Here is a 24,339-nt window from a genome sequence, read left to right as displayed (position 1 = left end):
ATCATTCAGATCTCGGGGCATGTCTGCCGGTTTTCACGCCTCGAGCGGGGGGTGGAGCTGGCGCGCGAGCAGCTCGACCGGGTGCTCGACGGCGATCTCCAGCCCGGCCTCGCGCAGCGAGGCGGCGAGCTGCAGGGCGCAGCCGAGGTTGGTGGTGACGATCAGCTCCGGGGCGGCGGCGCGGATCGCCGCGAGCTGATCGGCGAACAGCGCCCGGGCCATCCCCGGGCGCTCGAGCATATAGGTGCCGGCGGCGCCGCAACAGCTCGCCTGTTCACCGAGCCCGATCAGCACCACCCCGGGGATGCGCCCGAGCAACCGGTGCACTGCGGCGTTGCCGCCGAGCAGGGTGCGATGGGTACAGGGCTCGTGGACCAACACCCGCAGCGGCGCCGGGCGCAGGCGCAGCGTCTCGGGCCAGACCAGGGCATCGAGATAGGCGCACAGCTCGGCGGTCCCGGCGAGCCCCGGGTGCTCGCGCAGCTCGCCGACACAGGCGCTGGAGAACCCCACCAGGGTGCGCCCGGCGTGCACCTCGGCGACCCGCGCGCGGCGTCGGTCGGCGGCCTCGGGGTGACCGGCGTGACGCAGCAGCGCCCCGCAGCACAGCGATTCGTCGGCGATCCGCGCACGCACCCCGAGCCGGGCGAGCAGCGCCCGCGCGGCCATCACCGCACCGCCCTGCAAGCCCTCCTGGGTACAGCCGACAAACAGCTCGACCGCGTCACCGGCCATCGTGACCGATGGCACGGCAGAGGCCGGCGACGGCGTCCCGATCACCCGAGCGAGGCGCAGATAGACGGCCAGTCGCGACGGGGCGAGCCGACCGAGCCAGGCCAGCGCCCCGGCCCCGCGCAGCCGCGCGAGCAGTCCGACGAGCCGACGCACCTGCACGGCGTCCGAGACCGTCTCCAGGCGCCGGCGCGACCACCAGCGCTGCCAGCGCGGACGCTGCGCCTGACGGCACGCGCGGGCGCCATCGATCAGCCGACCGTAGGCGACCAGCGAGGGACAGGCGCGCTCGCAGGCGCGACATCCCAGACAACCCTCGAGATGGGCGGCCAGCGCTGCGTTCCACACCAGCTGGCCGCTCGCCCAACCCTGGATCAGGGCGATGCGCCCGCGCGGCGAGTCGCCCTCGTCGCGAGTCTGGGCATAGGTCGGGCAGTGCGGCAGACAGAGCCCGCACTTGACGCATTGATCGGCGAGCCGGAGCAGCTCCCGGGCCGCCGGGTCGGAAGGGGGAATCGGGTTGGGGACGGTATTCAAGGCATTCGGACTCTGGGCGGACTGAAGTGGTCCGGGCGCGAGCGGCTCGGAGCCTTCGCTCCGTGCTACCCTGGGCAACCGGGCCAAGCAATTGGATCAGGACGACAGCGACGATGACCTACTATCGCCATCATGTCTTCTTCTGCACCAACGCCCGCAGCGACGGACGCCAGAGCTGCGATCAGTGTGGCGCCCTGGAGATGCGCAACCATCTCAAACAGCGCGCCAAGGCACTGGGGCTGACCGGACCGGGCGGGGTGCAGGTCAGCACCGCCGGTTGCCTGGGGCGTTGCGAGCTGGGTCCGGTGATCGTGGTCTATCCAGAGGGAGTCTGGTACACTTTCGTCGATCAGGAGGATATCGAGGAGATCCTCCAGTCTCATCTGCTCGCCGGCAAGCAGGTTGACCGCTTGAAGTTGCCCGGCTGAACGGACCCGCAGCACAGATCGCACCCGATGATACAACGGGGGGTTGCGCTCGCGAAACCGATCGCGTACCATCCCCGGTCTTTCTCGACGCAGATAACGAATTCACGGACCGCGCGCCGTTCCTGTTGCGCGTGGACTTCCCGGAGCGAAGGACATGACAACGACTGTTAGCGCCAAACCCGCAGAGGTTCGCCGCGCCTGGTACCTGATCGACGCCGAAGGCAAGACACTCGGCCGGCTCGCCAGCGAACTGGCGTTGCGCCTTCGCGGCAAGCACAAACCGCAATACACCCCGCACGTCGATACCGGTGATTATCTGGTGGTCGTCAACGCGGACAAGATTCGCGTGACCGGCAACAAGATGCAGGACAAGATGTACTACCGTCACACGGGGTATGTCGGTAACCTGAAGTCGACCAGCCTCGAAAAGCTGCTCGAGACCGCCCCTGAGCGTGCCATCCAGCTCGCCGTCAAGGGGATGCTGCCGCGCGGTCCGCTGGGACGCGCCATGTTCCGCAAGCTGCGTGTCTACGCCGGTCCGAATCACGAACACCAGGCGCAGCAGCCTCAGCCCCTCGAGCTCAACGTTTAGGAATCAGACGCATGTCGGAGACGCAACACGCTATTGGTCGCCGCAAGACGTCCGCCGCACGAGTTTTCTTGACGGCAGGCGCTGGCAACATCACGATTAACGGTCGTCCGATCGACCAGTTCTTCGGTCGCGAGACTGCCCGTATGGTGGTCCGTCAGCCGCTCGAGACCGCCGAGCTGGCCGACAAGATCGATGTCAACGTCACCGTCAAGGGTGGCGGCAACACTGGGCAGGCCGGCGCCATTCGCCTCGGCATCGCCCGCGCACTGACCGAATACGACGAGACCCTGCGTTCTCCGATGCGTCGCGCTGGCTTCCTGACCCGCGATGCCCGTGAGGTCGAGCGTAAGAAGGTCGGTCTGCACAAGGCGCGCAAGCGTCCGCAGTTCTCGAAGCGTTAAGTCTTCGGGGTTGTCGCGGAGTATCGATACAGATATACTTGTTCGGTACTTCGCGACGAGCGAAAGACATTGGGGGATCGTCTAGCGGCAGGACTACGGACTCTGACTCCGTCAACCTAGGTTCGAATCCTAGTCCCCCAGCCAAATTCCAGAAAAAGGTCCGCACCCTCAGGGTACGGACCTTTTTCTTTATCCCCTCCCTTCCCTCATCCCTCCGATCCCGCAGCGGATCCTGGTACAGATGTACCCTTTTCACAACAACCGCTCTCCGGTCACTCCTGGGGCGCTCGGATCGCAGCAGCTGCGCGAGCGGCGCAGAACGAGCAGTTCGGTGCATTCGTAAAAACCGCATCGACAGCAAGGCCACGCAATCATCCGGTAAACTTTAGGGAGATGGTCTCAGCCGCCAGGCCAATCACCCTCGATGTAAAAAAGAGACACTTTTTGATGGGTGTGTCTTTTTCCCGTCCAATCTGTTGCAAAACACCATGCCCTCCTCTATAGTTCACTTCGCAAAGCATGATTGCGCTCGGTTTCTGCAGTCTGTCTGACAAATTCACAACAGCGGAGAACACCATGAACAAGAAACTCATCACCCTGGCGGTCGCCACCGCCATGGCTGCTCCGGCCGGTGCGATGGCCGAGGCCGTCCTCTACGGCAAGCTGCACATGTCGATCGACTATGCAGACGTCGAGGCAACCACCATCGACCCCGTCACCGGCGAGACCGTCGGCTTCAAGGGCTGGGGCCTGAACGGCGGCGGCGATCTGCCCGGTGCAGGCCGTGCCAACCGCATCGGCGTGAAGGGCTCGGAGGATCTGGGTAACGGTCTGAAGGCCATCTACCAGGTCGAGTTCGGCGTGCGCATGACCGAGGAAGGTTTCGGCAACGCCGCTTCCGGCTCGAACGACACCATCACCATGCGTAACAGCTTCGTTGGTCTCGCCGGCAACTGGGGTACCTTCCTCGTCGGCCGTCACGACAGCCCGATGAAGATCTCGACCGGCAAGCTCGACCTGTTCGCCGACACCATGGCCGACTTCAACGGTACCGTCGGCTTCGACGACAACCGTTTCGACAACGCCATCGCCTACATCAGCCCGAGCTTCAGCGGCTTCCAGCTGGCCGCCGCAGCCCACGCTGGTGGCGGTTCGACCCTGGGCTTCGGTGAGAACGTCAACGCCGACAGCCTCGCCGAGGGTTACTCGCTGGCCGGTATCTACTCCAACGGCCCGTTCTACGCCGCTCTGTCGTACGAGTCGCTCGGCAACGAGCTGTTCATGGACTCCGCTGACAGCCTGATCGGTGAGAACATCGTCCTGCCCAACGGTCGCGTCGTCGCCAACCCGGGTTACGTCGAGGACGACTACACCAAGTGGCGCGCCGGCCTCGGCCTCCTCGACTGGAACGGCTTCACCCTGGCCGCCGTCTACGAGAACCAGGACTTCGGCGATCCGTCGGCTGACCTGTGGCAGATCCAGGCCGGTTATGCCTTCGGCAACAACCAGGTCAAGGCCATGTACGGTGCTAACTCCTACGATCTGGGCGTGAACAACGTCGACGACATCGACGCCGACACCTGGGCCATCGCCTTCGACCACAACTTCAGCAAGCGCACCAAGGCGTACGTGCTGTACACCCAGGTCGACAGCGATCTCGACGTCGAGGACTGGGACGGCTTCTCGGTCGGCATGATCCACAAGTTCTAAGCCTCGCGCTCTAGAACCGTGGAATGAAAAACGGGGCCATTGGCCCCGTTTTTCTTTGCCTGAGATATCGCCCCAGGCAACGACTCGACAAAACGCCTGCGACGTCAGTCGGCGTCGGCCACGGTCAGCGTCCGCGCACCCTGAGCAGAGCCGAGGATCAGCACATCGGCCGGACGCTGGGCAAAGATCCCCACGGTCACCACCCCGGCGATGGCATTGATCTGCTGCTCCAGCGCCACCGGATCCTGGATCTCGAGATGATGGACGTCGAGGATCAGGTTGCCGTTGTCGGTGACGAAACCATCACGCCACACCGGCGTCCCCCCCAGCTCGACCAGCGCACGCGCGACATGGCTGCGCGCCATCGGGATCACCTCCACCGGTAGCGGGAAGGCACCCAGCACATCGACCAGCTTGCTCTCGTCGGCGATGCAGACGAAGCGCTTGCTCGCCGCGGCGACGATCTTCTCGCGCGTCAGCGCGCCACCGCCACCCTTGATCAGCTGCAGGCGCGCATTCGACTCGTCGGCGCCATCGACATAGAGCGTCAGCTCGCCGGTGGCATTGAGGTCGAACACCGGGATACCGTGCGCCTTCAAGCGTTCGGTCGAGGCCTCGGAACTCGACACCGCCCCCTCGATCTGCCCCTTGATGCCGGCCAGCGCATCGATGAAATGGTTGACGGTCGAGCCCGTCCCCACCCCGATCACACCGCCCTCGACATAGGCCAACGCGGCCTCGGCCGCCTGGCGCTTCATCGCGTCCTGGTCCATCTCACTCCTCCTCATGGGACTCTCTGGCTGACGAACACGCCGATGGGCTCGGCGTGATGACACGGCCGGCACGGCCGCGGGCGGCCATCATAGCAACCGCGCCGAGGCGTCGCTGCGCTAACATGGAGCGGCAACGCTATCCCCGGAGTCCTCCATGCCCACACACTACATCGAGCGCATCCTCCGCGCTCGCGTCTACGACGTCGCCCGCGAGACCCCGTTGACCAAGGCCCCACTGCTCTCGGCCCGACTCGGCAACACCGTCTATCTCAAGCGCGAGGACCTGCAGCCGGTGTTCTCGTTCAAGCTGCGCGGGGCCTACAACAAGCTCGTCGGACTCGACGCCGAGGCGCGCGCGCGCGGGGTGATCGCCGCCAGCGCCGGCAACCACGCCCAGGGCGTCGCCCTCGGCGCCAAGCGCCTGGGGATCACCGCCACCATCGTGATGCCGCGCACCACCCCGGCGATCAAGGTCGGTGCGGTGCGCCGGCTCGGCGCCAAGGCCCTGCTGCACGGCGACTCCTACGACGAGGCCTATGCCCATGCCATGGCGCTGGTCGAGGCCCAGGGGCTGACCTTCATCCACCCCTTCGACGACCCCGAGGTGATCGCCGGCCAGGGCACCATCGGCATGGAGATCCTGCGCCAGCACCCGACCCCACCCGACGCCATCTTCGTCCCGGTCGGCGGCGGCGGACTGATCGCCGGCATCGCCGCCTACGTCAAGTGGCTCTATCCCCAGGTGCGGATCATCGGCGTCGAGCCCGAGGAGGCGCCGACCCTGTACCAGGCACTCGCCGCCGGCGCCCCGGTCGAACTCGAACGGGTCGGGCTGTTCGCCGACGGGGTCGCGGTCAGGCGCATCGGCGAGGAGACCTTCCGCATCGCCCGTGAGCACGTCGACGAGGTGGTGCTGGTGAGCACCGACGAACTCTGCGCCGCGGTCAAGGACATCTTCGACGACACCCGCGGCATCGCCGAGCCGGCCGGGGCGCTCGCGGTGGCGGGGATGAAGCGCTATGTCGCCACCCACGACATCCGCGACCAGCAGCTGGTGGCCATCGAGAGCGGCGCCAACGTCAACTTCGATCGGCTACGCCATGTCGCCGAACGCGCCGAACTCGGCGAACGGCGCGAGGCCCTGCTCGCCGTCGCCATCCCCGAGCGACCCGGCAGCTTCCTCGCCTTCTGCAAGCTGCTCGGCAGGCGCCAGATCACCGAGTTCAACTACCGCTATGCCGACGCCCGTCAGGCCCAGGTCTTCGTCGGCGTCGAGCTGAGTCGGGGCCAGTCCGAGCGCGAGGAGCTGACCGCCAAGCTCGCCGCCAAGGGCCTCGAGGTGGTCGACATGAGCGACAACGAGACGGCCAAGCTGCACATCCGCTTCATGGTCGGCGGTCACGCGCCGGGGATCGACGACGAGGTGCTGGTGCGCTTCGAGTTCCCCGAGCGCCCCGGTGCCCTGCTCAACTTCCTCACCGCCATCGGCAAGCGCTGGAACATCAGCCTGTTCCACTACCGCAACCACGGCGCGGCCTATGGCCGGGTGCTGCTCGGCGCCCAGGTGCCGGCGGGCGAACGCGCCAACTTCCGCGCATCGCTCGACGCGCTCGGTTACAGCTATTGGGAGGAGACCGACAACCTCGCCTACCGACTGTTCGCCGGCGCCGGGCCGCTCAGCACGACGGGCGCCGATAACGCCGACGCTCGGTGAAGACCGCATCGAGCGCCACGTCCCAGGGGCGTGGCGCGATACGCTCGAGACGCTGACACTCGTGGGCGATGCCGAACAGCCGTGGCCGGCGCCAGCGACGATGACGGCGCAGGTGCGCCAGGGCGCGGTCATAGAAACCGCCGCCCATGCCGATGCGATGACAATCGGCATCGAACCCCACCAGCGGCACCAGCACCAGATCGAGCTGCCTCACCGGGCGGATCGCACGACCGCGCGCACAGGGTTCGGGAATGCGGTAGCGATTGGGACACATCCGCCGTCCCGGCTCGTGGCGCACGAACCACAGCGTCGAGCCACGGGCCGGCGCCGGGCGACGCAGCACCGGCAGATAGAAGTCATGCCCGCGTCCGCGCAGGGTCTTGATCAGCGCACGCAGATCGGGCTCACCGTCGCTCGGCCAGTAGAGCGCGATGCGGCGGGCGCGCAACAGCGCGAGTTCGCGCCCCAGCCGTCGCGCGAGCGCGCGGGCATGCAGACGCTGGGTCCTCGCCCCGAGCGCGCGACGACGCTGGCGCAGGGTACGGCGCAATGATGGGAGAGAGGGATCGGACATCAAGGGATGGGGTAAAGGACACCCCCCACGGGTGCCGTCGCAGGCCTTCGTTCTTGAACCAGAGGGTTCAAGTGGGAACAGTCAGCAATGGCATCAGGCTTTCCGCTCGGGGCGGACATGCACAACAGCCTTGCGGTCATGCTCCCAGGGTCGAGATTAGGCTCAAGAAAATACCCAGACCGCTGTCGAACACTACAGGGGGTGTCGCAGTAACAGGCTAACCCTTTTCGGGTGATGCGTCCAGGGGGGGGACGGCGTGCGCGAGCGCCTCGGCGAGCTGCCCCTGAAGGTGCCCCAGACGCTCCACCAAGACATCGTCGCGGGGCACCCCGCCGGCGCGCTGGAGCTGGATCAGCTCATGGGCGATGTTGAGCGCCGCGATCACCGCGATGCGGTCGGTACCGATCACCCGCCCGGTCTGGCGGATCTCGCGCATCCGGCCATCGAGCAGCCGCGCCGAATCGCGCAGGCCCTCTTCCTCGTGCGGCTCGCAGGCGACCCGGTAGTCCTTGTCGAGGATACGGATGCTGACCTGCAGCGGTTCATCGCTCACAAGCTCTCCTCCATCGCACGCAGCCGCGAGAGCATCGCCTCGACCCGACTGCGCGCCTGTTCGGTCTTCTCGATCAACTCGCCGCGCTCGGCCACCAGCGTCTCCTGACGCACGCGCAGCGAGGCGTTCTCCTCGCGCAGCCGCTGATTGAGCCGGATCAACGCAGCGACCTGCCGTTCCAGTTGGTCTAGATCGAAATCGGCCAAGGTGCGTGACTCCATTGCAGTTCAGCGCACTATAGAAGGGGCTCGGAAGAGGGTCAATCGGGCGCCGGCCACCGGGAGATTGTCCCAACCTCCAGGGCGCAGCGGCCAGCGGCCAGCGGCCAGCGACCAGCAACCAGCAACCAGCAACCAGCAACCAGCAACCAGCAACCAGCAACCAGCAACCAGCAACCAGCGGGATGCTGCACACGAAGAAGGCGACCAGCGACCAGCGACCAGCGACCAGCGACCAGCGACCAGCCTCCAGTGTCGGTTTGCAGCCAACTGCAACGCCACCAGACAGGCCAGCCCCCCCCCTCACAGGAGGCTGACAGCTGGAAGCTCTGACAGCTGGTCGCTCTTCCCCTTCGCGGCTTTGCGGTTCAATCCTCCCGGCGACTGGCGACTGGCGACTGGCGACTGATGGCTGATGGGTAGCGACTGGCGGCTGATGGCTGATGGCTGGCGATTGGCGGCTGATGGCTGGCGACTGGTGGCTGGCGACTGGCGACTGGCGACTGGCGACTGGCGACTGGCGACTGGCGGCTGGCGGCTGGCGGCTGGCGGCTGGCGGCTGGCGGCTGGCGGCTGGCGGCTGGCGGCTGGCGGCTGGCGGCTGGAACCCATGCTATGATCGGTTGTCGATTCACCGCGACGAGCGCGACCCATGCGCCACGGAGGTTGCCACGGACATCGACGACACCCGGCTCGACCAACTCCTTGAGGCGAGCCCACTCACCCCGACTGCGAGCGAGGCGCACGGCATGCTGTGCGGCTTGATCTGCACCGGTATCACCGACCCCGAGCAACGCTGGCTCGACCAGCTGCTGCCCACCAGCTCGCCCCAGGCCGACGCCGAGCAGTCCGAGGCGGCCCCGCCCGAGGCTGAGACCGACCCCGTCGACAGCGAGGAGGCCGAGGCCGCACGCGAGGAGACCCACGCCGCACTCGGAGAACTCGCGCGCGCGACCCGCGCCGCACTCGCCGACGAGGACTATGGCTTCAGCCCGCTGCTGCCCGACGAGGGTGCGCCGCTCGCCCAGCGCGCCACCGCGCTCTACGACTGGGTACGCGGCTTCCTCTACGCCTTCGGCATGCTCGGCATCTCCGAGCAGGGACTCTCCGAGCAGGGGCGCGAGATCCTGCGCGACTTCGCCGACATCACCCGCATGGACCTCAACGACCTCGACGACAACGAGGAGAACGAGGCCGCGCTGACCGAGATCATCGAGTTCACCCGCGCCGCCGCACTGCTGATCCATAACGAGGCCCCGGCACGCCAGGACGGCGACAAGGGACAGGGCACGGCATGAGCGCCAGCGAGTATCAACGCCGCCGCGCCGCGCTGGCCGAGCGCATCGGCCCGGAGGCGATCGCCATCGTCCCCGCCGCGCGCGAGACCGAGCGCAACGCCGGGGTCAATCACCCCTTCCGCCAGGACAGCGACTTCCGCTATCTCACCGGCTTTCCCGAACCCGATGCGATCGCGGTGATCGTCCCCGGGCGCGAGGATGGCGAGTTCGTGCTGTTCTGCCGCGAGCGCGACCCCGAGCGCGAGCAGTGGGACGGTCGACGCATCGGCGCCGAGGGCGCGGTGACCGACCACGGCGCCGATCAGGCCCATACCCTGGCCGAACTCGATCAACGGATGCCCGAGCTGCTCGCCGGACGTACCCGGCTGCATTGCCCGATCGGCGCCGACGCGACCTTCGAGGCGCGCATCCAGGACTGGCTCGGTCGCGCCCGCGCCGCCACCCGCGGCAGCACCCCGGTGCCCGAGACCCTGACCCGGATCGGTGTCGACCTGCATGAGCTGCGGTTGCGCAAGGATCCCGCCGAGATCGCGCTGATGCGCCGCGCGGCCGAGATCTCGGCCGAGGGCCATCGCGCACTGATGCGTCGTTGCCGACCGGGCCTGCCCGAACTCTCGCTCGAGGCCGAATTCCAGTATCGCTGCGCCGATGCCGGCGCGCGCCTCCAGGCCTACCCCCCGATCGTCGCCGGTGGCGCCAATGCCTGCATCCTTCACTACACCGAGAACGACGCCCGGCTGCGCGACGGCGAACTGGTGCTGATCGACGCCGGCGGCGAGTTCGAGGGCTATGCCGCCGACATCACCCGTACCTTCCCGGTCAACGGCCGCTTCAGCACCCCGCAACGCGAACTCTACGACCTGGTGCTCGAGGCCCAGCGCGCGGCGATCGCCGTCGCCTGTCCCGGCGCCAGCGTCGATGCCCCGCACCAGGCCGCGCTCGGCGTGCTCACCCGTGGGCTGGTGCGACTCGGCATCCTCGAGGGCGACCCCGAGACGCTGTTGCAGGAGGGCGCCTATCGCCCCTATTACATGCACCGCACCGGTCACTGGCTGGGCATGGACGTGCACGACGTCGGCCGCTATCGCGATCAGGACGGCGCCTGGCGGGCGCTCGAGCCGGGCATGGTGATCACCGTCGAACCTGGGCTCTACATGCCCGATGATGCCCGGGTCCCGATCGCCTATCGCGGCATCGGCATCCGCATCGAGGACGATGTGCTGATCACCGCCGACGGCCACGAGGTCCTCACCGAGGGCGCGCCCAAGGACCCCGAGGAGATCGAGGCGTTGATGGCGAGCTGAGAACGCCCGGACACCCTCAACAGATGTAGACAGACCCGCGAGAGAGCTATGCACGAGTACGATGTGGTGATCGTCGGCGGCGGGCTGGTCGGGGGCGCCCTGGCCTGTGCCCTCGCCCCGACCGGACTCAGGATCGCGCTGGTCGAGGCCGTCGCCCCCGAGACCATGCACCAGCCGAGCTATGACGAGCGGGTGATCGCCCTCTCGCTCGGCAGCCAGCGCATCCTCCAGGGCATCGGGCTGTGGCCGCGCATCGCCGCCGAGGCCGAACCCATCCGCAGGGTCCATGTCTCCGATCGCGGACACTGCGGCTTCACCCGCCTCGATCACGCCGAGCTCGGCGTCGAGGCGCTCGGCCAGGTGGCCCCGGCGCGGGTCATGGGGCATGCCATCCGCACCCGGCTCGCCACCCTCGACACCCTCACCACCCTGTGTCCGGCGCGGCTCTGCAACCATCGACTCGAGGGCGAGCGGGTCACGCTCGACCTGCACTGTCAGGGACGCGACCTCCAGCTCGGCACCCAGCTGCTGGTGGCCGCCGACGGCGGCGACTCGGCCATCCGCGCCCGGCTCGGGCTCGGCACCCGGGGCCACGCCTACGGCCAGGACGCCATCATCACCACGGTCACCGCCGACCACGCCAGCCCCGGCACCGCCTACGAGCGTTTCACCGAGAGCGGTCCGCTGGCGCTGCTGCCGATGACCGAGGGGCGCTACTCGGTGGTCTGGACCTGCCGCGAGGACGAGACCGCCGAGCTGCTCGCGCTCTCCGACACCGACTTCATCGCGCTGCTGCAGGCGCGCTTCGGCCACCGGCTCGGCCGGCTCGAACGCCCCTCGGCGCGCCAGGCCTATCCGCTGCGACTCGCGCTCACCCGCAAGCCGGTACAGCAGCGCGTGGTGCTGATCGGCAACGCCGCCCATACCCTCCACCCGGTCGCCGGCCAGGGCTTCAACCTCGGGCTGCGCGATGTCGCCGCGCTCGCCGAGGTGCTCGCCGAGCCGGCCGGGCGCGCCGATCCCGGCGACCCCGAGACCCTCGCCGCCTATCGTCGCTGGCGCGGCGGCGACCAGCTCGTCACCGGGCTGGTCACCGACCTGCTGGCGCGGGTCTTCGTCAACCCGTTGCGCCCGGTGCTCGGGTTGCGTGCCGCGGCGATGCTCGGCATCGACCTGCTCCCCGGCGCCCGCCAGCGGGTCGCACAACGCTTCATGGGGCTGGAAGGAACCCAGCCCCGCCTTGCCTGTGGTCTACCCCTGAGGACGAGCCATGTCTGATCCGGACGCGACCCACGACCTGCTGATCGTCGGCGGTGGCATGGTCGGCGCGCTCTGCGCCGCCGCCTGTGCCGACAAGGGACTGCGCATCGCGGTGATCGAGCCGCGCGCGCCAATGCTCGACTGGCCGGAAGGCTCGCGCGATCTTCGCGTCTGCGCGCTCAGCCGTGCCAGCCAGCGCATCCTGCAACGGCTCGGGGTGTGGGAGCGCATCCTCGCGCTCGGCGCCAGCCCCTATCGCGAGATGCGGGTGTGGACCGGCAAGGGCGACAGCGTGCACTTCGACGGCCGCGCGCTCGGCGAGCCCGATCTCGGCCACATCGTCGAGAACCGGGTCATCCAGCGCGCGCTCTGGGAGCACCTGTCGGCACACACCGAGGTCGAGCTGATCACCCCGGCGCGGATCACCGAATTCACCCACGAGACCGGTCTCACCCACCTCGGGCTTGACGACGGCCGGCAGCTGCAGGGCCGACTGCTGGTCGGCTCCGACGGGCGCGACTCCCAGGTCCGCGCCCTCGCCGGGATCGAGACCTATGGCTGGGACTACGATCAGCGCGCCATCGTCGCCACCGTCCGCCCCGAGCACGACCACCAGGAGACGGCCTGGCAGCGCTTCCTGCCGAGCGGGCCGCTGGCCCTGCTGCCGCTGCGCGACGGCGCCTGCTCGCTGGTCTGGTCGACCACCGAGCAACATGCCGAGACGCTGCTCGGGCTCGCCCCGGCAGCCTTCTCCGAGGCGCTCACCGAGGCCAGCGAGGGGCGGCTCGGCAGGCTGGTGCTCGAGGGCGAGCGCGCCGCCTTCGCGCTGCGCCTGCAACACGCCAAGCGCTACGTACAACCGGGGCTAGCGCTGATCGGCGATGCCGCCCACGCCATCCATCCGCTCGCCGGTCAGGGGGTCAATCTCGGCTTCCTCGACGCCGCCGAACTGGCCGCCGCGCTCGACCTGGCACGCGCCCGCGGACGCGCGATCAACGGCTGCTGGACACTGCGTCACTACGAGCGCGCGCGCCGCGGCGACAACCTGGCGATGCTCGCCGCCATGGACGGCTTCAAGCGGTTGTTCGGCAACACCAACCCGTTACTGGCGCGCCTGCGCGGTCTGGGGCTCAGCGCCACCGATCACCTGCCCGCGCTCAAGCGCGCCTTCATCGCGCGTGCCCTGGGCCTCGGCGACGACCTGCCGCCACTGGCGCGCCCCTGAGCCCGGCCACGCCACATCCGAATCCGAAAAGCATCCAAGGGGGACCACCGACATGTCCGCGAAGAACGCCTTCTACGCCCAATCCGGCGGCGTCACCGCCGTCATCAACGCCTCGGCCTGCGGCGTGCTCGAGACCGCGCGCCAGCATCCCGACCGGATCGACAAGGTCTATGCCGGGCGCAACGGCATCATCGGCGCGCTCACCGAGGACCTGACCGACACCTCGGCCGAGTCCGACGAGGCGATCGCCGCGCTGCGCTACACCCCGTCCGGCGCCTTCGGCTCCTGTCGCTACAAGCTCAAGAGCCTGGAGGCCAACCGCCGCGAGTACGAGCGCCTGATCGAGGTCTTCCGCGCCCACGACATCGGCTACTTCTTCTACAACGGCGGCGGCGACTCGGCCGACACCTGCTACAAGGTCTCCCAGCTCTCGGCCAGCCTCGGCTACCCGGTGCAGGCGATCCACATCCCCAAGACCGTCGACAACGACCTGCCGATCACCGACAACTGCCCCGGCTTCGGCTCGGTGGCCAAGTACATCGCCACCTCCACCCTCGAGGCCTCGTTCGACGTGCGCTCGATGGCCAAGACCTCGACCAAGGTCTTCGTGCTCGAGGTGATGGGCCGTCACGCCGGCTGGATCGCCGCCGCCGGCGCGCTCGCCGAGGATCACGGCATCCCGGTGCTGGTGCTCTTCCCCGAGGTCGAGTTCGACCAGACCCGTTTCCTCGCCGCGGTGCAGGAGAAGGTCGAGCGTCACGGTTTCTGCACCGTAGTGGTCTCCGAGGGCGCGCACCACCCCGATGGCCGCTTCCTCGCCGAGCAGGGTACCCGCGACGCCTTCGGCCACGCCCAGCTTGGCGGCGCCGCGCCGGTGGTGGCGAACATGGTCAAGGAGGCCTTCGGCTACAAGTTCCACTGGGCGGTGGCCGACTATCTGCAGCGCGCCGCGCGACATCTCGCCTCCAAGACCGACGTCGAGCAGGCCTACGCCATGGGCCGCGCCGGAGTCGAGTTCGCCCTCGCCGGGCACAACGCGGTGATGCCGACGGTGCGCCGTCTGAGCAATGATCCCTACGCCTGGGAGGTCGGCGAGGCCCCGCTCGCCGAGGTCGCCAACGTCGAGAAGTTCATGCCCAAGGAATTCATCTCCGCCGACGGCTACGGCATCACCCAGGCCTGCAAGGACTACCTGATCCCGCTGATCCAGGGCGAGGACTACCCGCCCTTCGAGCACGGCCTGCCCAAATACGTCACCCTCCAGAACCGCGCCGTCGAGCGCAGACTCGGACTGTTCGAGGTCGAGTAGGCGAAACGCTGAACCACAAAGACGCGAAGCACGCAAAGAAGCGTGCCGTTGCCGTCAGCCCACATCTGGGCTGGCGGACATCCATCGATCACACCACGGCTCCACCCGTCGTCTGTCAGCGCACGCACCGAATAGCATCGAGACAGCTTGGACAATGACGCCTTGATCACCTTCGCGCCCTTCGCGCCTTGGCGGTTCAATCCCCGACTGGGCTGACCGCTGAAACCCACCGAAACCGCCCGCGATTGGGATTCCGTCACGGGGATCGTCTACAATCCGTCGCTTTCCGTCGCGCGTGTGCGTCGGGGGGTTCTACTCCCCCGGGCCTGCGTGCGCGTCGCGACAACCACCCCTCGTAACCATCAGAGTACTTACATGGATCTGAAGAAAGTCTCCAGGGGCGACAACGTCCCCAACGAAATCAACGTCATCATCGAGATCCCGGCCCGTTCCGAGCCGGTGAAGTACGAGATGGACAAGGACACCGGCGCGATGTTCGTCGACCGCTTCATGTCGACAGCCATGTACTACCCCTGCAACTACGGCTATGTCCCCCACACCCTGTCGGCCGACGGCGACCCGGTCGACGTGCTGGTGGCCACGCCCTATCCGCTGCTGTGCGGCTCGGTGATCAAATGCCGCCCGATCGGCGTGCTGAAGATGACCGACGAGTCGGGCGACGACGCCAAGGTGCTGGCGCTGCCGATCGACAAGCTCTACAAGGGCTATCGTCACATCACCAACTTCCGCGACATGCCCGAGCACCTGCTCGACCAGATCGCCCACTTCTTCGAGCACTACAAGGATCTCGACGAAGGCAAGTGGGTCCGTGTCGACGGCTGGTTCGGCCGCGAAGAGGCACGCCAGGAGATCATGGAGAGCGTGCGCATGTTCGACGAGGCCCCGGAGAAGCCGGCCTTCTGATCCGCGTCCCGCCCGCCCCAGGGCGGGCGGCGCCCCGACCGATGGAGCCCCGCCGATGGACGACCTCACCCATTTCGACGACCAGGGCGCAGCGCGCATGGTCGATGTCGGCGACAAGCCCTCGACCCGGCGCGGCGCCCTCGCCGAGGGGCGCATCCGCATGCGCCCGGCAACCCTCGAGCGCATTCGCCAGGGCGGCGCCGGCAAGGGCGACGTGCTCGGCGTGGCGCGCATCGCCGGCATCATGGGTGCCAAGCGCACCGCTGATCTGATCCCGCTCTGTCATCCGCTCGCGCTCTCGCGGGTAGAGATCGCCTTCACCCCCGACGCCGAGAACAGCGCCGTCACATGCAGCGCCCGGGTCGAGACCACCGCTCCCACCGGGGTCGAGATGGAGGCGCTGTGCGCCGTCCAGGTCGCGCTGCTCACCATCTATGACATGTGCAAGGCGAGCGATCGCGGCATGACCATCGAGCAGGTGCGCCTGGTCGAGAAGCACGGCGGCCGCTCCGGACACTGGCAGCGCCCCGTCGAGGCTTGACGCCGCCCCGCCACTCAGGCATCCCTACCCATCCCGGCGCCAGACGCCATTCCCCTCGCCCACACGGCGATCAATCCAGCACGCACACGCCATGAATCCCTTCTATCAACGCGCCCACTTCCTCACCTCGGTCCCGAGAGTCGATCAGGCCCCGACCGACAGCGGTCGCGAGGTCGCCTTCGCCGGTCGCTCCAACGCCGGCAAATCGAGTGCCATCAACACCCTCTGTCACCAGAAGGCACTGGCGCGCACCAGCAAGACCCCGGGCCGTACCCAGCACCTGGTGTTCTTCGAACTCGACGAGCAGCGGCGTCTGGTCGACCTACCCGGCTACGGCTACGCCAAGGTCGCCGAATCGGTCAAGCGCCAGTGGCAGCAACACCTGGCGGCCTATCTGATCGAGCGCCGCGCGCTCGCCGGACTGGTGGTGGTGATGGACATCCGTCACCCACTGGCCGCCTTCGACCGGCAGATGATCGCCTGGGGGCTGGAGGCCGAGCTGCCGCTGTTGCTGCTGCTGACCAAGGCCGACAAGTACCGCAAGGGCGCGGCACGCGCCGCCGAGCTGGCAGTGGCCAAGGAGCTGCGCGAGGCCGGCGACCTGATCACGGTACAGCGCTTCTCGTCGCTCGAACGCCAGGGCGTCGAGGACGTGCACGCCTGGCTCGATGCCCGGCTGGCGGTCGGCGAGGAACTCACCGACTGAGGCGGGAGGACAGGCGCCCGGCGGAACCGGACGCGCGCGTGGCGGCGCCGCGACGGGCGCCGCCGGTGGGTCACTCGATCACATAGATCTCGACCCGGCGGTTGCTGGCGCGACCGCTCGCGGTGGCGTTGCTGGCGATCGGCTCGGCCTCGCCGATGCCCTCGGCCTCGACCCGCGCGGCCTCCAGCCCACGCTCGATCAGTCCCTGGCGCACCGCCTCGGCACGCTGGCGCGAGAGTTCCAGGTTGATCGCATCGCTGCCGGCGCTGTCGGTATGACCGACGATGCGTAGCGTCAGCCCCGGATGGTCGGCGAGCAGCGCGACGATACCATCGAGCACCGGCAGCTCGCCGGCGGGCAGGGTCGCCGCCCCCGAGGGGAAGCGCAGGGTGTCGTTGGCCAGCCGCAGCCGCATCCCCTGCTCGGTGTAGCTCGCCCCCAGCTCGGCCAGGCGCTGGTAGAGCGCGCGCACCCGTGCGGTCTCGGCGCGCTCGGCGGCGAGCGCCGCGCTCAGCGCCTCGACCTGCCCCTCAACCTCGGCGTCGTCGGCCTGCTCGGCGAGCGCGGCATCGGCCTCGGCCAGCCGTGCCTGCTGCGCGGCGAGCTGCGACTCCAGCGCGGAGATCCGCGCCTCGCGCGCCGCCAGCCGCTCGCGCAGTCCGGCATCGGCGTCGACACCGGCGGCGAAGGCTGCCAGCTCATCCTCCAGCTCGGCAATCCGCCCTTGCGCCTCGGCGAGGGCCTGTTCGAGTTCGCTCACCCGCGCCGCGGTGGGACGGGCATCGAGTTCGGCGCTCAGTGCCTGGTGCCCGGTCTCCAGCTCGGCGAGCGCGGCACCCAGCTCGGCGATCCGCGCCTCGCGCGCGGCCAGCTGCTCGCGCAGCGCGGCACTGGCATCGGCCCCCTCGACGGCAGCGGCTGCCTCGGTCTCCAGCCCCTCGATGCGGGCTCGCGCCTCGCCGAGCGCGCGCTCGAGTTCGGCGAGTTGCGCCGCGCTCGGACGCGCGGCGAGCGCAGCCTCGGCCTCGACCCGCTGCTGACCGACTGCCACCAGCCGTGCTTCCAGCTCGCCGATCCGCGCCTCGCGCGCGGCCAGGGTCCGGTTCAGTTCGGCAAGCTCGGCAACCGCCTCGCCAGCCTCGGCGGGACGCGTCTCGAGCGCCGCCAGCGCCTCGTCGTAGGCGATCTTGAGCTGCTCGAGTTCGGCGCCGCGCGCCTCGACCTTGGCCTCGGCCTGCTCCAGCGCCTGGCGCAGATGGGCGCAGTCGACCTCGTACTTGGCGCGGGCGGCGGCATAGTCCTCCTGCAGCAGCTCGAGCTTGGTCTTGAGTTCGGCGATGGCCTGACGATCGGCCTCCGAGGGCACGACCCCGAGGTTCTGCGCCAGACGCAGCAGCTCGGCATCCATCGGCGTGGTGGTGGAGAGATGGATGCGCTCGTTGAGATGACGCTCCAGGGTCTCGATATGGGCACGGTGCTCGGCCGCGGTGGCGGCGATCGTCTCATGGACCCGGGAGAGATCGTCACGCAGCGTGGCGATGGTCTCCTCGGCCTGCTGATAACGCACCTCGAGTTCGGCATAGGCACCGCTCGCCTGGGCACGCTCGGAGTCGAGATCGACCTCCATCGCCTGATGGCGCTCGAGCAACGCCTGGTAGCGCTCCTCCAGGTCCTGCTTCTCGCCGAGCAGTGTGGCGAGCCGCTGTTCGAGCTGGCTCAACTGCGCCGCGTGCTCGGCACCCAAGCGATCGAGTTCGGCAGCCAGCGCCTCGCGACGCGACTCGGCCTCGGCGAGCTGGACATCGAGCTGGCGAGCATTGCGCGCGGCCTGGGCGAGCGCGCTCTCCTGGGTGTCGAGCTGTTCATAGAGCCGGTCGTCATACCACTCGTAGAGCAAATAGACGCCGATCAGGGCGACCAGCAGGAACAGCGCAACCGGTCTCCAGAACGTAGAGCTGGTATCGGACATCGTCACCTCCTTGGGGTGGCTCGTTCGGTCGTTGTTCTCATGCGTGGCCGACGGGAAACCCCAAGCGGACCACGGTTGAATAGCGGATTATCTCGCATTTACCGTACGGGCCGCACATCCGGCGGATCAGCAGCATGACAGAGTGCCCCGACCTGGATGCGCCGATGCGCGCTTGTCCCTCCCGATCATCCAATCAGGATCCCGCGCCCCATAAAAACATGAGCGGCGCGCGGGGCTCGCCCGTCGCGCCGCTCACGTCCTGTACGCCTGATCGGGAGATCAGCGCCAGCCGCCGCCGACCAAACGATGGCCCCTGGCGGCTCGGGCAAGGCTCAGCGCCGCTTGCGCTCCACCGTGGCCAGGGTCTGCTGGGCGATCTCCAGCTCCTCGTTGGTGGGGATCACCCACAGCTGCACCCGGCTCTCGGCGGTGCTGATGCACAATCCGGCCTCATCGGCGCGACCGGCATTGGCCGCGGCGTCGAGTTCGATGCCCAGCGCCTCGAGCCCGGCGCAGGCGCCGGCACGGACCTCGGCAGAGTTCTCGCCGATCCCGCCGGTGAAGACGATGGCGTCGACCGCGCCGAGTTCGGCGTAGTAGGCGCCGATGTACTTCTTCAGCCGGTGGGTCATCATCCCCAGCGCCAGCTCGGCGCGCTCGTTGCCGCGTTCGGCCAGGCGCACCACCTCGCGCATGTCGTTGACGCCGCAGATCCCGAGCAGACCGCTCTGACGGTTGAGCATGTGATCGATCGCCTCGGCATTGAGCCCGAGGTGTTTGCTCAGATAGATCGGAACCGCCGGGTCCATGTCGCCGCAACGCGTGCCCATCATCAGCCCCTCGAGCGGGGTCAGCCCCATTGAGGTGTCGACGCAGCGACCGTTGCGGATGGCGCTGGCGCTGGCGCCGTTACCGAGGTGCATGGTGATCAGGTTGCACTGCTCGAGCGGCTTGTCGAGCAGCTCGGCGGCACGCTTGGCGACATAGTGGTGTGAGGTGCCGTGGAAGCCGTAGCGACGGATGCGGTGCTCGGTGTAGAGATACTCCGGGATCGCATAACGGTAGGCCGTCGGCGGCATGGTCTGGTGGAAGGCGGTGTCGAACACCACCACCGAAGGAACGCTCGGGAAGTGCTTGCGCGAGACCTCGATCCCGGCCAGATGACCAGGGTTGTGCAGCGGCGCGAGCGGGATCACCTCGTGCAGCTCGGCGAGGACGTCGGCGTCGACGATCACCGGGTGCTTGAAGTGCGGCCCGCCGTGGACCACCCGGTGACCGATGGCGCTGAGTTCGGAGACGTCCCCGAGCACGCCGTGCGACTGCAGCGTCTCGACGATGAAGTCGATGCCCTCCTGGTGCGAGGGCACGGCGAGATCGTTCTGATCGCGCTGCATCACCCCATCGGCGTCGAGCCACTCGAGACGCATCTCGCCCTCGGTCTCGCCGATGCGCGCGACCATGCCCGAGGCGATGGCGGTCCAGTCTTCGCTGCGGAAGAGCTGATATTTGATCGAGGAACTCCCCGAGTTGAGGACCAGCACCTTCATGCCTGGATCTCCTGTTCGGTCTGCGCCTGGATGGCGGTGATGGCGACGGTGTTGATGATGTCGGTGACGGTACAGCCGCGGCTGAGGTCGTTGACCGGCTTGTTGAGCCCCTGGAGCACCGGCCCGATGGCCACCGCCCCGGCGCTGCGCTGCACCGCCTTGTAAGTATTGTTGCCGGTGTTGAGGTCGGGGAACACCAGTACGGTGGCGTGTCCGGCGACCTCGCTGTCGGGCATCTTCGAGCGTGCGACGTTGACGTCGACGGCGGCGTCGTACTGGATCGGACCCTCGATCTTGAGGTCCGGGCGACGCTCGCGGGCGAGCCGCGCGGCCTCGCGCACCCGCTCGACGTCCTCGCCCTTGCCCGAGCTGCCGCTCGAGTAAGAGAGCATCGCCACCCGCGGCTCGAGGCCGAAGGCCGCGGCGGTCTCGGCCGAGGTCACGGCGATCTCGGCGAGCTGCTCGGAGGTCGGGTTGGGGTTGACCGCACAGTCGCCGTAGACCAGCACTCGATCGGGCAGGCACATGAAGAACACGCTCGAGACCAGCTCGACGCCGGGCTTGGTCTTGACCGTCTCGAAGGCCGGACGGATGGTGTGCTGGGTGGTGTGCACCGCGCCCGAGACCATGCCGTCGGCGTCGCCCACGTGCACCATCATGGTACCGAAGTAGCTGACGTCCTCGAGCACATCGAGCGCCATCTGCTCGGAGATCCCCTTGTGCCGGCGCAGCTCGTAGTAGGCCTTGGCATAGCGCTCACGCTCCGGCGCCGTGGCCGGGTCGAGGATGCGGACCCCCTCGAGCTTGAGTCCGAGTTCGCCGATGGTGCGATGGATCTCGTCGGGATTGCCGAGCAGGGTGAGGTCGGCGACCTGGCGCAGCAGCAGGATCTCAGCGGCGCGCAGCACCCGCTCGTCATTGCCCTCGGGCAGCACGATGCGCTGGCGCCGCGCCTTGGCGCGCTGGATCAGCTCGTACTCGAACATCAGCGGGGTGACCCGCTCAGAGCGCCGCCCGGTGAGCCGGGTGCGCAGATCGTCGACGTCGACGTGCGCCTCGAACAACCCCAGCGCGGCGGCGATCTTGCGCGCGTCGCCGGGGAGAATGGTCGATTCGATGCCGTGCAGGTTCATCGCCGTGGTGAAGGTGTCGGTCGGCACCTGGAGAATGGCGACCTTGGTGCGGCGCAACCCCTCGATGAGCTGGCGCACCTTGTCCGAGGGCTCGATACCACCGGTGAGCAGCAGTCCGGCCACCCGCGGGAAGGCGGCCGAGGCATCGGCGGCGAGACTGGCGAGGATGATGTCGGCGCGGTCACCGGGGGTGATGATCAGGCTGCCGTCCTCGACATAGCCGAGGAAGTCGGGCACCGCCATGGCGGCAATCTTGTAGCTCGACACCACCTGGTTCATGGCGTCGTCGTCGCCGTAAAGGCGCTCGGCGCCCAACGCCTGACAGACCTCGCCGACCGTCGGCATGCCGAGTTCGGCGTCCTCGGGGATGACGCAGACGTTCTCCTTGTCGGTGAGCAGGTCGCGGGCACGGTCCTTGACCGTCTCGACGCACTCGGGCTCGACGCCGTTGACGATGCTCACCAGGAAGTCGCCGCCGCGCTCGCGCATCAGCTCGTGAGCAATGTGCAAGGCGTCCTGCGCCTCCTGTGGGGTGCGACCGAAGCCCTTGACCACCGCCACCAGACCGCAGCCGAAGTGGCTCGCCAGATCGGCGTTGAAGCCAAGCTCGAGCGAGGGGATCAGACCGTTGTAGTCGGTCCCGGCGCAGACCACCAGGTCGCAGCGCTCCTCGAGCATCTTGAACTTGTTGAGGATCAGCTTCAGCAGCTCGTCGTAGCGGCCGCTGCCGATCAGTTGCCGGGCGGTCTCGACCGTGCAGCCGTAGAGCATCTCGGGCGGAAACGGCAGATCGTAACGGCTGCGGATCAGCGCGGTCAGATTGTCTTCGCTCGAGCCTCGGGGAGCGAACGGCCGGAAGAACCCGACCTTCTGCTTGACCGACGAGAGCATCTCCATGAAGCCGAGCACGACCACGGACTTGCCGCTACCACGTCCGGCGCCGGCGATATAGACGCTTTGCATTATTCTTCCTCTTACGGGGCATGACGATCGTGCGCGATCGTCAGACCGTCAAAAACAGCGACGCGGCAAAATAACAGATAATAACCATGCCGGGATCGCGCTATTTCAATGACGTAGCGCCGGACCCCCTGATTTTCTCAACACTAGCACCGTACACGAATCGGGCGACCTCACTCATCGGAGGTCTCCACACGCCCCCGCCACCGACCATAGGAGAGATCGCGATAGGCGCGGCTGTCGATGTATTCGAGCACCCGCCCGAGCCGATAGAAACTCGCCACCGAGTCGACCCGCAGCAGCTCACGACCGCGCTCGTCGAAGAACAGCACCGACGGCGCATAGAACAGCCCCAGCTCGGCGGCCCAGTCGCGCGCGCGGACACGTCGACCGTCGGGGGTGATCACCGGGGTGGGGGCATCCATGTCGAGCTGTACCGCGTCGATCCGGGTGAAAGATGCATCCAGTCCGGTCTCGCGCAACACCTGGCCATGGAGCACGTCGCAGGCATGACACTCGCCGCGCTCGAAGAAGATCGCCAGTGGCCGTTCGGCAGGGAAGCGACGATCGAGGTTGTGCGGCGGCGGCTGGAAGAAATCGGCCTCGTTGAGCGCGTCGAGTTCGAACACCAGACGATTGTCGCCACGGGCGAGATAGTCGCGGAAGGACTCGCTTCGATAGTGGTCGTCGGCGACGTATTCGAGCGCGGCGCGAAACTGATAGGGCGGGTAGTAACCGCGCAGCCGCAGTGCCAGTCGTCCCGCGGCATCATAGAACAAGAGCGTCGGGGTGAAGTCGGCCTGCTCGCGCAGTGCCAGCGCGCGCTCGCTGAGCACCGTGCCATCCATCGCGGTGACCTCGGCCACGCCCCAGGCGTCGAGCGCGACCACATCGAAATGACGCCGGGTGTAGTCGCGGATGTCGGCCCGGCCGAACACCTCGTCCATCAACAGATGACAATAGGCGCAACGGCGCTGGCCGACATAGACCATCAGCCCGTGCTTGCCCGCCGCCACCGCCCCGGCCAGGTCATCGGGAAGATCGAACAGGGTCTCGGTGAACCAGTCGGGGTGTTCGAGCAGGGTCGCGCGCGGACGATCGTCGAAGGCCCCACCGCCCTCCTCTGCCACCACGGCGATCGTCACCGCCAGCAGAGCAGCAGCCAGCCATACTCGAATGATGGTCATGCGGATCCCTCCCGATATCGACCCCAGCGGTGACGGCGCGCCGCTCAGTCCCCGGCGGCAAGCGCGCGCTGCGCGAGGAAGAGCGCGGCGATGGCGCGCGCCTCGTCGAAGTCCTCGCGCGCGAGCAGCGCATCGAGCGCGTCCAAGCGCCAGGGTATCACCTCGATGTCCTCCGGCTCGTCGCCCGGCAGACGACTCGGATAGAGATCCTGGGCGAGCACGATCAGGCTGCGATGGGCGATATAGCCGGGCACCAGCGAGACTCGGTCGATGACGCGCAGCGCGCGCGCGCCATGCCCGACCTCCTCCTGAAGCTCACGATTGGCGGCCTCGAGCGGGTCTTCGCCCGGCTCCACCACCCCCTTGGGCAGGCCGAGTTCGTAACGCTCGCTGCCGGCGCCGTACTCGCGGATCAGCAACACCGTCTCGGCATCGAGCATCGGCACGATCATCACCGAGTCGTTGCCACTGCCGGGCACCCGCTCATAGGTACGCCGCGCGCCGTTGGCGAACTCCAGATCGATCTGCTCGACCCGGAACAGTCGACTCTCGGCGACCACGCGACGGTCGAGAATCTTGGGTTTGGACCGCATCAGGGACTCCTTGCAGGGATGAGAGCGCCGCGGCAGCCCGACACCGGGCACGCGGCTCGAAACCACCATAACCGAAGGCCGCCGGGGCGCGACGGGTTGGCGTCGCGCCCCGGCATCGGGCATCCTCTGCCCGACCGCTCCCGACCCAAGG

General features: G+C 68.0%; 22 protein-coding genes, 1 tRNA gene, 1 other RNA gene and 1 pseudogene. 14 read left to right on the top strand and 11 right to left on the bottom strand.

The features are described from left to right. Nucleotides 1–33: 33 nt before the first annotated feature. On the bottom strand, nucleotides 34–1,269 hold the full coding sequence (locus MARPU_RS01950) for a (Fe-S)-binding protein (RefSeq protein ID WP_005222325.1): 1,236 nt from the start codon (nucleotides 1,267–1,269) through the stop codon (nucleotides 34–36). 113 nt (nucleotides 1,270–1,382) lie between these two features. Between MARPU_RS01950 and MARPU_RS01945 the strand changes: the two genes are divergently transcribed. The 5 genes from MARPU_RS01945 (at nucleotide 1,383) to MARPU_RS01925 (ending at nucleotide 4,400) form a co-directional block, all read left to right on the top strand. Continuing rightward, a complete protein-coding gene (locus tag MARPU_RS01945) occupies nucleotides 1,383–1,697 on the top strand; it encodes a (2Fe-2S) ferredoxin domain-containing protein (protein WP_005222323.1) in 315 nt (104 codons plus the stop codon). Nucleotides 1,698–1,851: 154 nt separating this feature from the next. Next, a complete protein-coding gene (gene rplM / locus MARPU_RS01940; protein ID WP_005222322.1) occupies nucleotides 1,852–2,289 on the top strand; it encodes a 50S ribosomal protein L13 in 438 nt (145 codons plus the stop codon). Nucleotides 2,290–2,300: 11 nt separating this feature from the next. Then, the gene (rpsI, locus tag MARPU_RS01935; protein ID WP_005222320.1) at nucleotides 2,301–2,690 is read left to right on the top strand and encodes a 30S ribosomal protein S9; all 390 of its coding nucleotides are present in this window, start codon (nucleotides 2,301–2,303) and stop codon (nucleotides 2,688–2,690) included. A gap of 70 nt (nucleotides 2,691–2,760) precedes the next feature. Further along, a tRNA-Gln gene (locus MARPU_RS01930) sits at nucleotides 2,761–2,834 on the top strand. Nucleotides 2,835–3,266: 432 nt separating this feature from the next. After that, the gene (locus MARPU_RS01925; RefSeq protein ID WP_005222318.1) at nucleotides 3,267–4,400 is read left to right on the top strand and encodes a porin; all 1,134 of its coding nucleotides are present in this window, start codon (nucleotides 3,267–3,269) and stop codon (nucleotides 4,398–4,400) included. A gap of 104 nt (nucleotides 4,401–4,504) precedes the next feature. Here MARPU_RS01925 and rpiA read toward each other — a convergent pair whose 3' ends face one another. Further along, entirely contained in the window at nucleotides 4,505–5,173 is a 669-nt protein-coding gene (rpiA, locus tag MARPU_RS01920; RefSeq protein WP_005222316.1) for a ribose-5-phosphate isomerase RpiA, read from the bottom strand. A 145-nt stretch (nucleotides 5,174–5,318) separates the two neighbouring features. Here rpiA and ilvA point away from each other — a divergent pair. Beyond that, nucleotides 5,319–6,887, top strand: a pseudogene (gene ilvA, locus MARPU_RS01915) (threonine ammonia-lyase, biosynthetic); the annotation flags it as partial. Here ilvA and MARPU_RS01910 read toward each other — a convergent pair. From MARPU_RS01910 to MARPU_RS01900, 4 genes are all read right to left on the bottom strand, one after another. After that, on the bottom strand, nucleotides 6,850–7,461 hold the full coding sequence (locus tag MARPU_RS01910; RefSeq protein WP_005222312.1) for a 5-formyltetrahydrofolate cyclo-ligase: 612 nt from the start codon (nucleotides 7,459–7,461) through the stop codon (nucleotides 6,850–6,852). The pseudogene ilvA and the gene MARPU_RS01910 sit on opposite strands and share 38 nt — an antisense overlap. 18 nt (nucleotides 7,462–7,479) lie before the next feature. Further along, a non-coding RNA gene (gene ssrS / locus MARPU_RS16915) (6S RNA) lies at nucleotides 7,480–7,665 on the bottom strand. Nucleotides 7,666–7,678: 13 nt separating this feature from the next. Further along, nucleotides 7,679–8,014, bottom strand: a complete 336-nt coding sequence (locus MARPU_RS01905) for a cell division protein ZapA (RefSeq protein WP_005222309.1) — start codon at nucleotides 8,012–8,014, stop codon at nucleotides 7,679–7,681. After that, nucleotides 8,011–8,220, bottom strand: a complete 210-nt coding sequence (locus MARPU_RS01900) for a TIGR02449 family protein (protein ID WP_223806062.1) — start codon at nucleotides 8,218–8,220, stop codon at nucleotides 8,011–8,013. The genes MARPU_RS01905 and MARPU_RS01900 overlap by 4 nt, the downstream gene beginning before the upstream one ends. A 455-nt stretch (nucleotides 8,221–8,675) precedes the next feature. On the opposite strand from MARPU_RS01900, the gene MARPU_RS01895 reads away from it, so the two are divergent. From MARPU_RS01895 to yihA, 8 genes are all read left to right on the top strand, one after another. Further along, the gene (locus tag MARPU_RS01895) at nucleotides 8,676–9,530 is read left to right on the top strand and encodes a UPF0149 family protein (RefSeq protein ID WP_025275064.1); all 855 of its coding nucleotides are present in this window, start codon (nucleotides 8,676–8,678) and stop codon (nucleotides 9,528–9,530) included. Beyond that, nucleotides 9,527–10,834, top strand: coding sequence for a Xaa-Pro aminopeptidase (gene pepP / locus MARPU_RS01890; RefSeq protein ID WP_005224443.1), 1,308 nt, complete (start codon nucleotides 9,527–9,529; stop codon nucleotides 10,832–10,834). The genes MARPU_RS01895 and pepP overlap by 4 nt, the downstream gene beginning before the upstream one ends. Before the next feature lie 48 nt (nucleotides 10,835–10,882). Then, nucleotides 10,883–12,112 carry a 2-octaprenyl-6-methoxyphenyl hydroxylase gene (gene ubiH, locus MARPU_RS01885; protein WP_005224444.1) on the top strand — a complete coding sequence of 410 codons (1,230 nt, stop codon included), beginning with the start codon at nucleotides 10,883–10,885 and terminating at the stop codon, nucleotides 12,110–12,112. Continuing rightward, nucleotides 12,105–13,319 (top strand): UbiH/UbiF/VisC/COQ6 family ubiquinone biosynthesis hydroxylase, encoded by a 1,215-nt coding sequence (locus MARPU_RS01880; protein ID WP_005224445.1) that lies wholly within the window; start codon nucleotides 12,105–12,107, stop codon nucleotides 13,317–13,319. Before ubiH ends, MARPU_RS01880 begins: the two co-directional genes overlap by 8 nt. A gap of 52 nt (nucleotides 13,320–13,371) precedes the next feature. Then, a complete protein-coding gene (locus MARPU_RS01875; RefSeq protein ID WP_005224446.1) occupies nucleotides 13,372–14,628 on the top strand; it encodes a 6-phosphofructokinase in 1,257 nt (418 codons plus the stop codon). 375 nt (nucleotides 14,629–15,003) lie between these two features. Next, the gene (gene ppa, locus MARPU_RS01870) at nucleotides 15,004–15,552 is read left to right on the top strand and encodes an inorganic diphosphatase (RefSeq protein ID WP_005224447.1); all 549 of its coding nucleotides are present in this window, start codon (nucleotides 15,004–15,006) and stop codon (nucleotides 15,550–15,552) included. Nucleotides 15,553–15,607: 55 nt separating this feature from the next. Continuing rightward, a complete protein-coding gene (gene moaC, locus MARPU_RS01865; RefSeq protein ID WP_005224448.1) occupies nucleotides 15,608–16,093 on the top strand; it encodes a cyclic pyranopterin monophosphate synthase MoaC in 486 nt (161 codons plus the stop codon). 91 nt (nucleotides 16,094–16,184) lie between these two features. Continuing rightward, nucleotides 16,185–16,799: a ribosome biogenesis GTP-binding protein YihA/YsxC gene (gene yihA, locus MARPU_RS01860; RefSeq protein ID WP_005224449.1), complete on the top strand. Its 615-nt coding sequence runs from the start codon at nucleotides 16,185–16,187 to the stop codon at nucleotides 16,797–16,799. A 70-nt stretch (nucleotides 16,800–16,869) separates the two neighbouring features. Here yihA and MARPU_RS18060 read toward each other — a convergent pair whose 3' ends face one another. From MARPU_RS18060 to nudE, 5 genes are all read right to left on the bottom strand, one after another. Continuing rightward, nucleotides 16,870–18,768: an OmpA family protein gene (locus MARPU_RS18060; RefSeq protein WP_005224450.1), complete on the bottom strand. Its 1,899-nt coding sequence runs from the start codon at nucleotides 18,766–18,768 to the stop codon at nucleotides 16,870–16,872. Nucleotides 18,769–19,100: 332 nt separating this feature from the next. Beyond that, entirely contained in the window at nucleotides 19,101–20,315 is a 1,215-nt protein-coding gene (locus MARPU_RS01850) for an acetate/propionate family kinase (RefSeq protein ID WP_005224451.1), read from the bottom strand. Beyond that, nucleotides 20,312–22,411: a phosphate acetyltransferase gene (pta, locus tag MARPU_RS01845; RefSeq protein ID WP_005224452.1), complete on the bottom strand. Its 2,100-nt coding sequence runs from the start codon at nucleotides 22,409–22,411 to the stop codon at nucleotides 20,312–20,314. Before pta ends, MARPU_RS01850 begins: the two co-directional genes overlap by 4 nt. A gap of 170 nt (nucleotides 22,412–22,581) precedes the next feature. Then, nucleotides 22,582–23,595: a thioredoxin family protein gene (locus MARPU_RS01840; protein WP_005224453.1), complete on the bottom strand. Its 1,014-nt coding sequence runs from the start codon at nucleotides 23,593–23,595 to the stop codon at nucleotides 22,582–22,584. Nucleotides 23,596–23,639: 44 nt separating this feature from the next. Further along, nucleotides 23,640–24,188 (bottom strand): ADP compounds hydrolase NudE, encoded by a 549-nt coding sequence (gene nudE, locus MARPU_RS01835; RefSeq protein ID WP_005224454.1) that lies wholly within the window; start codon nucleotides 24,186–24,188, stop codon nucleotides 23,640–23,642. Nucleotides 24,189–24,339: the final 151 nt, after the last annotated feature.

Source organism: Marichromatium purpuratum 984 (genome assembly GCF_000224005.2).
Taxonomy (GTDB): Bacteria; Pseudomonadota; Gammaproteobacteria; order Chromatiales; family Chromatiaceae; genus Marichromatium; species Marichromatium purpuratum.
Note: the sequence above shows the minus strand (reverse complement) of the source record. Positions and strands in the feature narration are given on the sequence as shown.

Bases quoted from the DNA above. Each gene is read 5' to 3' on its own strand.
- MARPU_RS01945 (WP_005222323.1), top strand. From the start codon at position 1,383: ATGACCTACTATCGCCATCATGTCTTCTTCTGCACCAACGCCCGCAGC.
- rplM (WP_005222322.1), top strand. From the start codon at position 1,852: ATGACAACGACTGTTAGCGCCAAACCCGCAGAGGTTCGCCGCGCCTGG.
- rpsI (WP_005222320.1), top strand. From the start codon at position 2,301: ATGTCGGAGACGCAACACGCTATTGGTCGCCGCAAGACGTCCGCCGCA.
- MARPU_RS01925 (WP_005222318.1), top strand. From the start codon at position 3,267: ATGAACAAGAAACTCATCACCCTGGCGGTCGCCACCGCCATGGCTGCT.
- rpiA (WP_005222316.1), bottom strand. From the start codon at position 5,173: ATGGACCAGGACGCGATGAAGCGCCAGGCGGCCGAGGCCGCGTTGGCC.
- MARPU_RS01910 (WP_005222312.1), bottom strand. From the start codon at position 7,461: ATGTCCGATCCCTCTCTCCCATCATTGCGCCGTACCCTGCGCCAGCGT.
- MARPU_RS01895 (WP_025275064.1), top strand. From the start codon at position 8,676: ATGGCTGGCGATTGGCGGCTGATGGCTGGCGACTGGTGGCTGGCGACT.
- pepP (WP_005224443.1), top strand. From the start codon at position 9,527: ATGAGCGCCAGCGAGTATCAACGCCGCCGCGCCGCGCTGGCCGAGCGC.
- ubiH (WP_005224444.1), top strand. From the start codon at position 10,883: ATGCACGAGTACGATGTGGTGATCGTCGGCGGCGGGCTGGTCGGGGGC.
- MARPU_RS01880 (WP_005224445.1), top strand. From the start codon at position 12,105: ATGTCTGATCCGGACGCGACCCACGACCTGCTGATCGTCGGCGGTGGC.
- MARPU_RS01875 (WP_005224446.1), top strand. From the start codon at position 13,372: ATGTCCGCGAAGAACGCCTTCTACGCCCAATCCGGCGGCGTCACCGCC.
- ppa (WP_005224447.1), top strand. From the start codon at position 15,004: ATGGATCTGAAGAAAGTCTCCAGGGGCGACAACGTCCCCAACGAAATC.
- moaC (WP_005224448.1), top strand. From the start codon at position 15,608: ATGGACGACCTCACCCATTTCGACGACCAGGGCGCAGCGCGCATGGTC.
- yihA (WP_005224449.1), top strand. From the start codon at position 16,185: ATGAATCCCTTCTATCAACGCGCCCACTTCCTCACCTCGGTCCCGAGA.
- MARPU_RS18060 (WP_005224450.1), bottom strand. From the start codon at position 18,768: ATGTCCGATACCAGCTCTACGTTCTGGAGACCGGTTGCGCTGTTCCTG.
- MARPU_RS01850 (WP_005224451.1), bottom strand. From the start codon at position 20,315: ATGAAGGTGCTGGTCCTCAACTCGGGGAGTTCCTCGATCAAATATCAG.
- pta (WP_005224452.1), bottom strand. From the start codon at position 22,411: ATGCAAAGCGTCTATATCGCCGGCGCCGGACGTGGTAGCGGCAAGTCC.
- MARPU_RS01840 (WP_005224453.1), bottom strand. From the start codon at position 23,595: ATGACCATCATTCGAGTATGGCTGGCTGCTGCTCTGCTGGCGGTGACG.
- nudE (WP_005224454.1), bottom strand. From the start codon at position 24,188: ATGCGGTCCAAACCCAAGATTCTCGACCGTCGCGTGGTCGCCGAGAGT.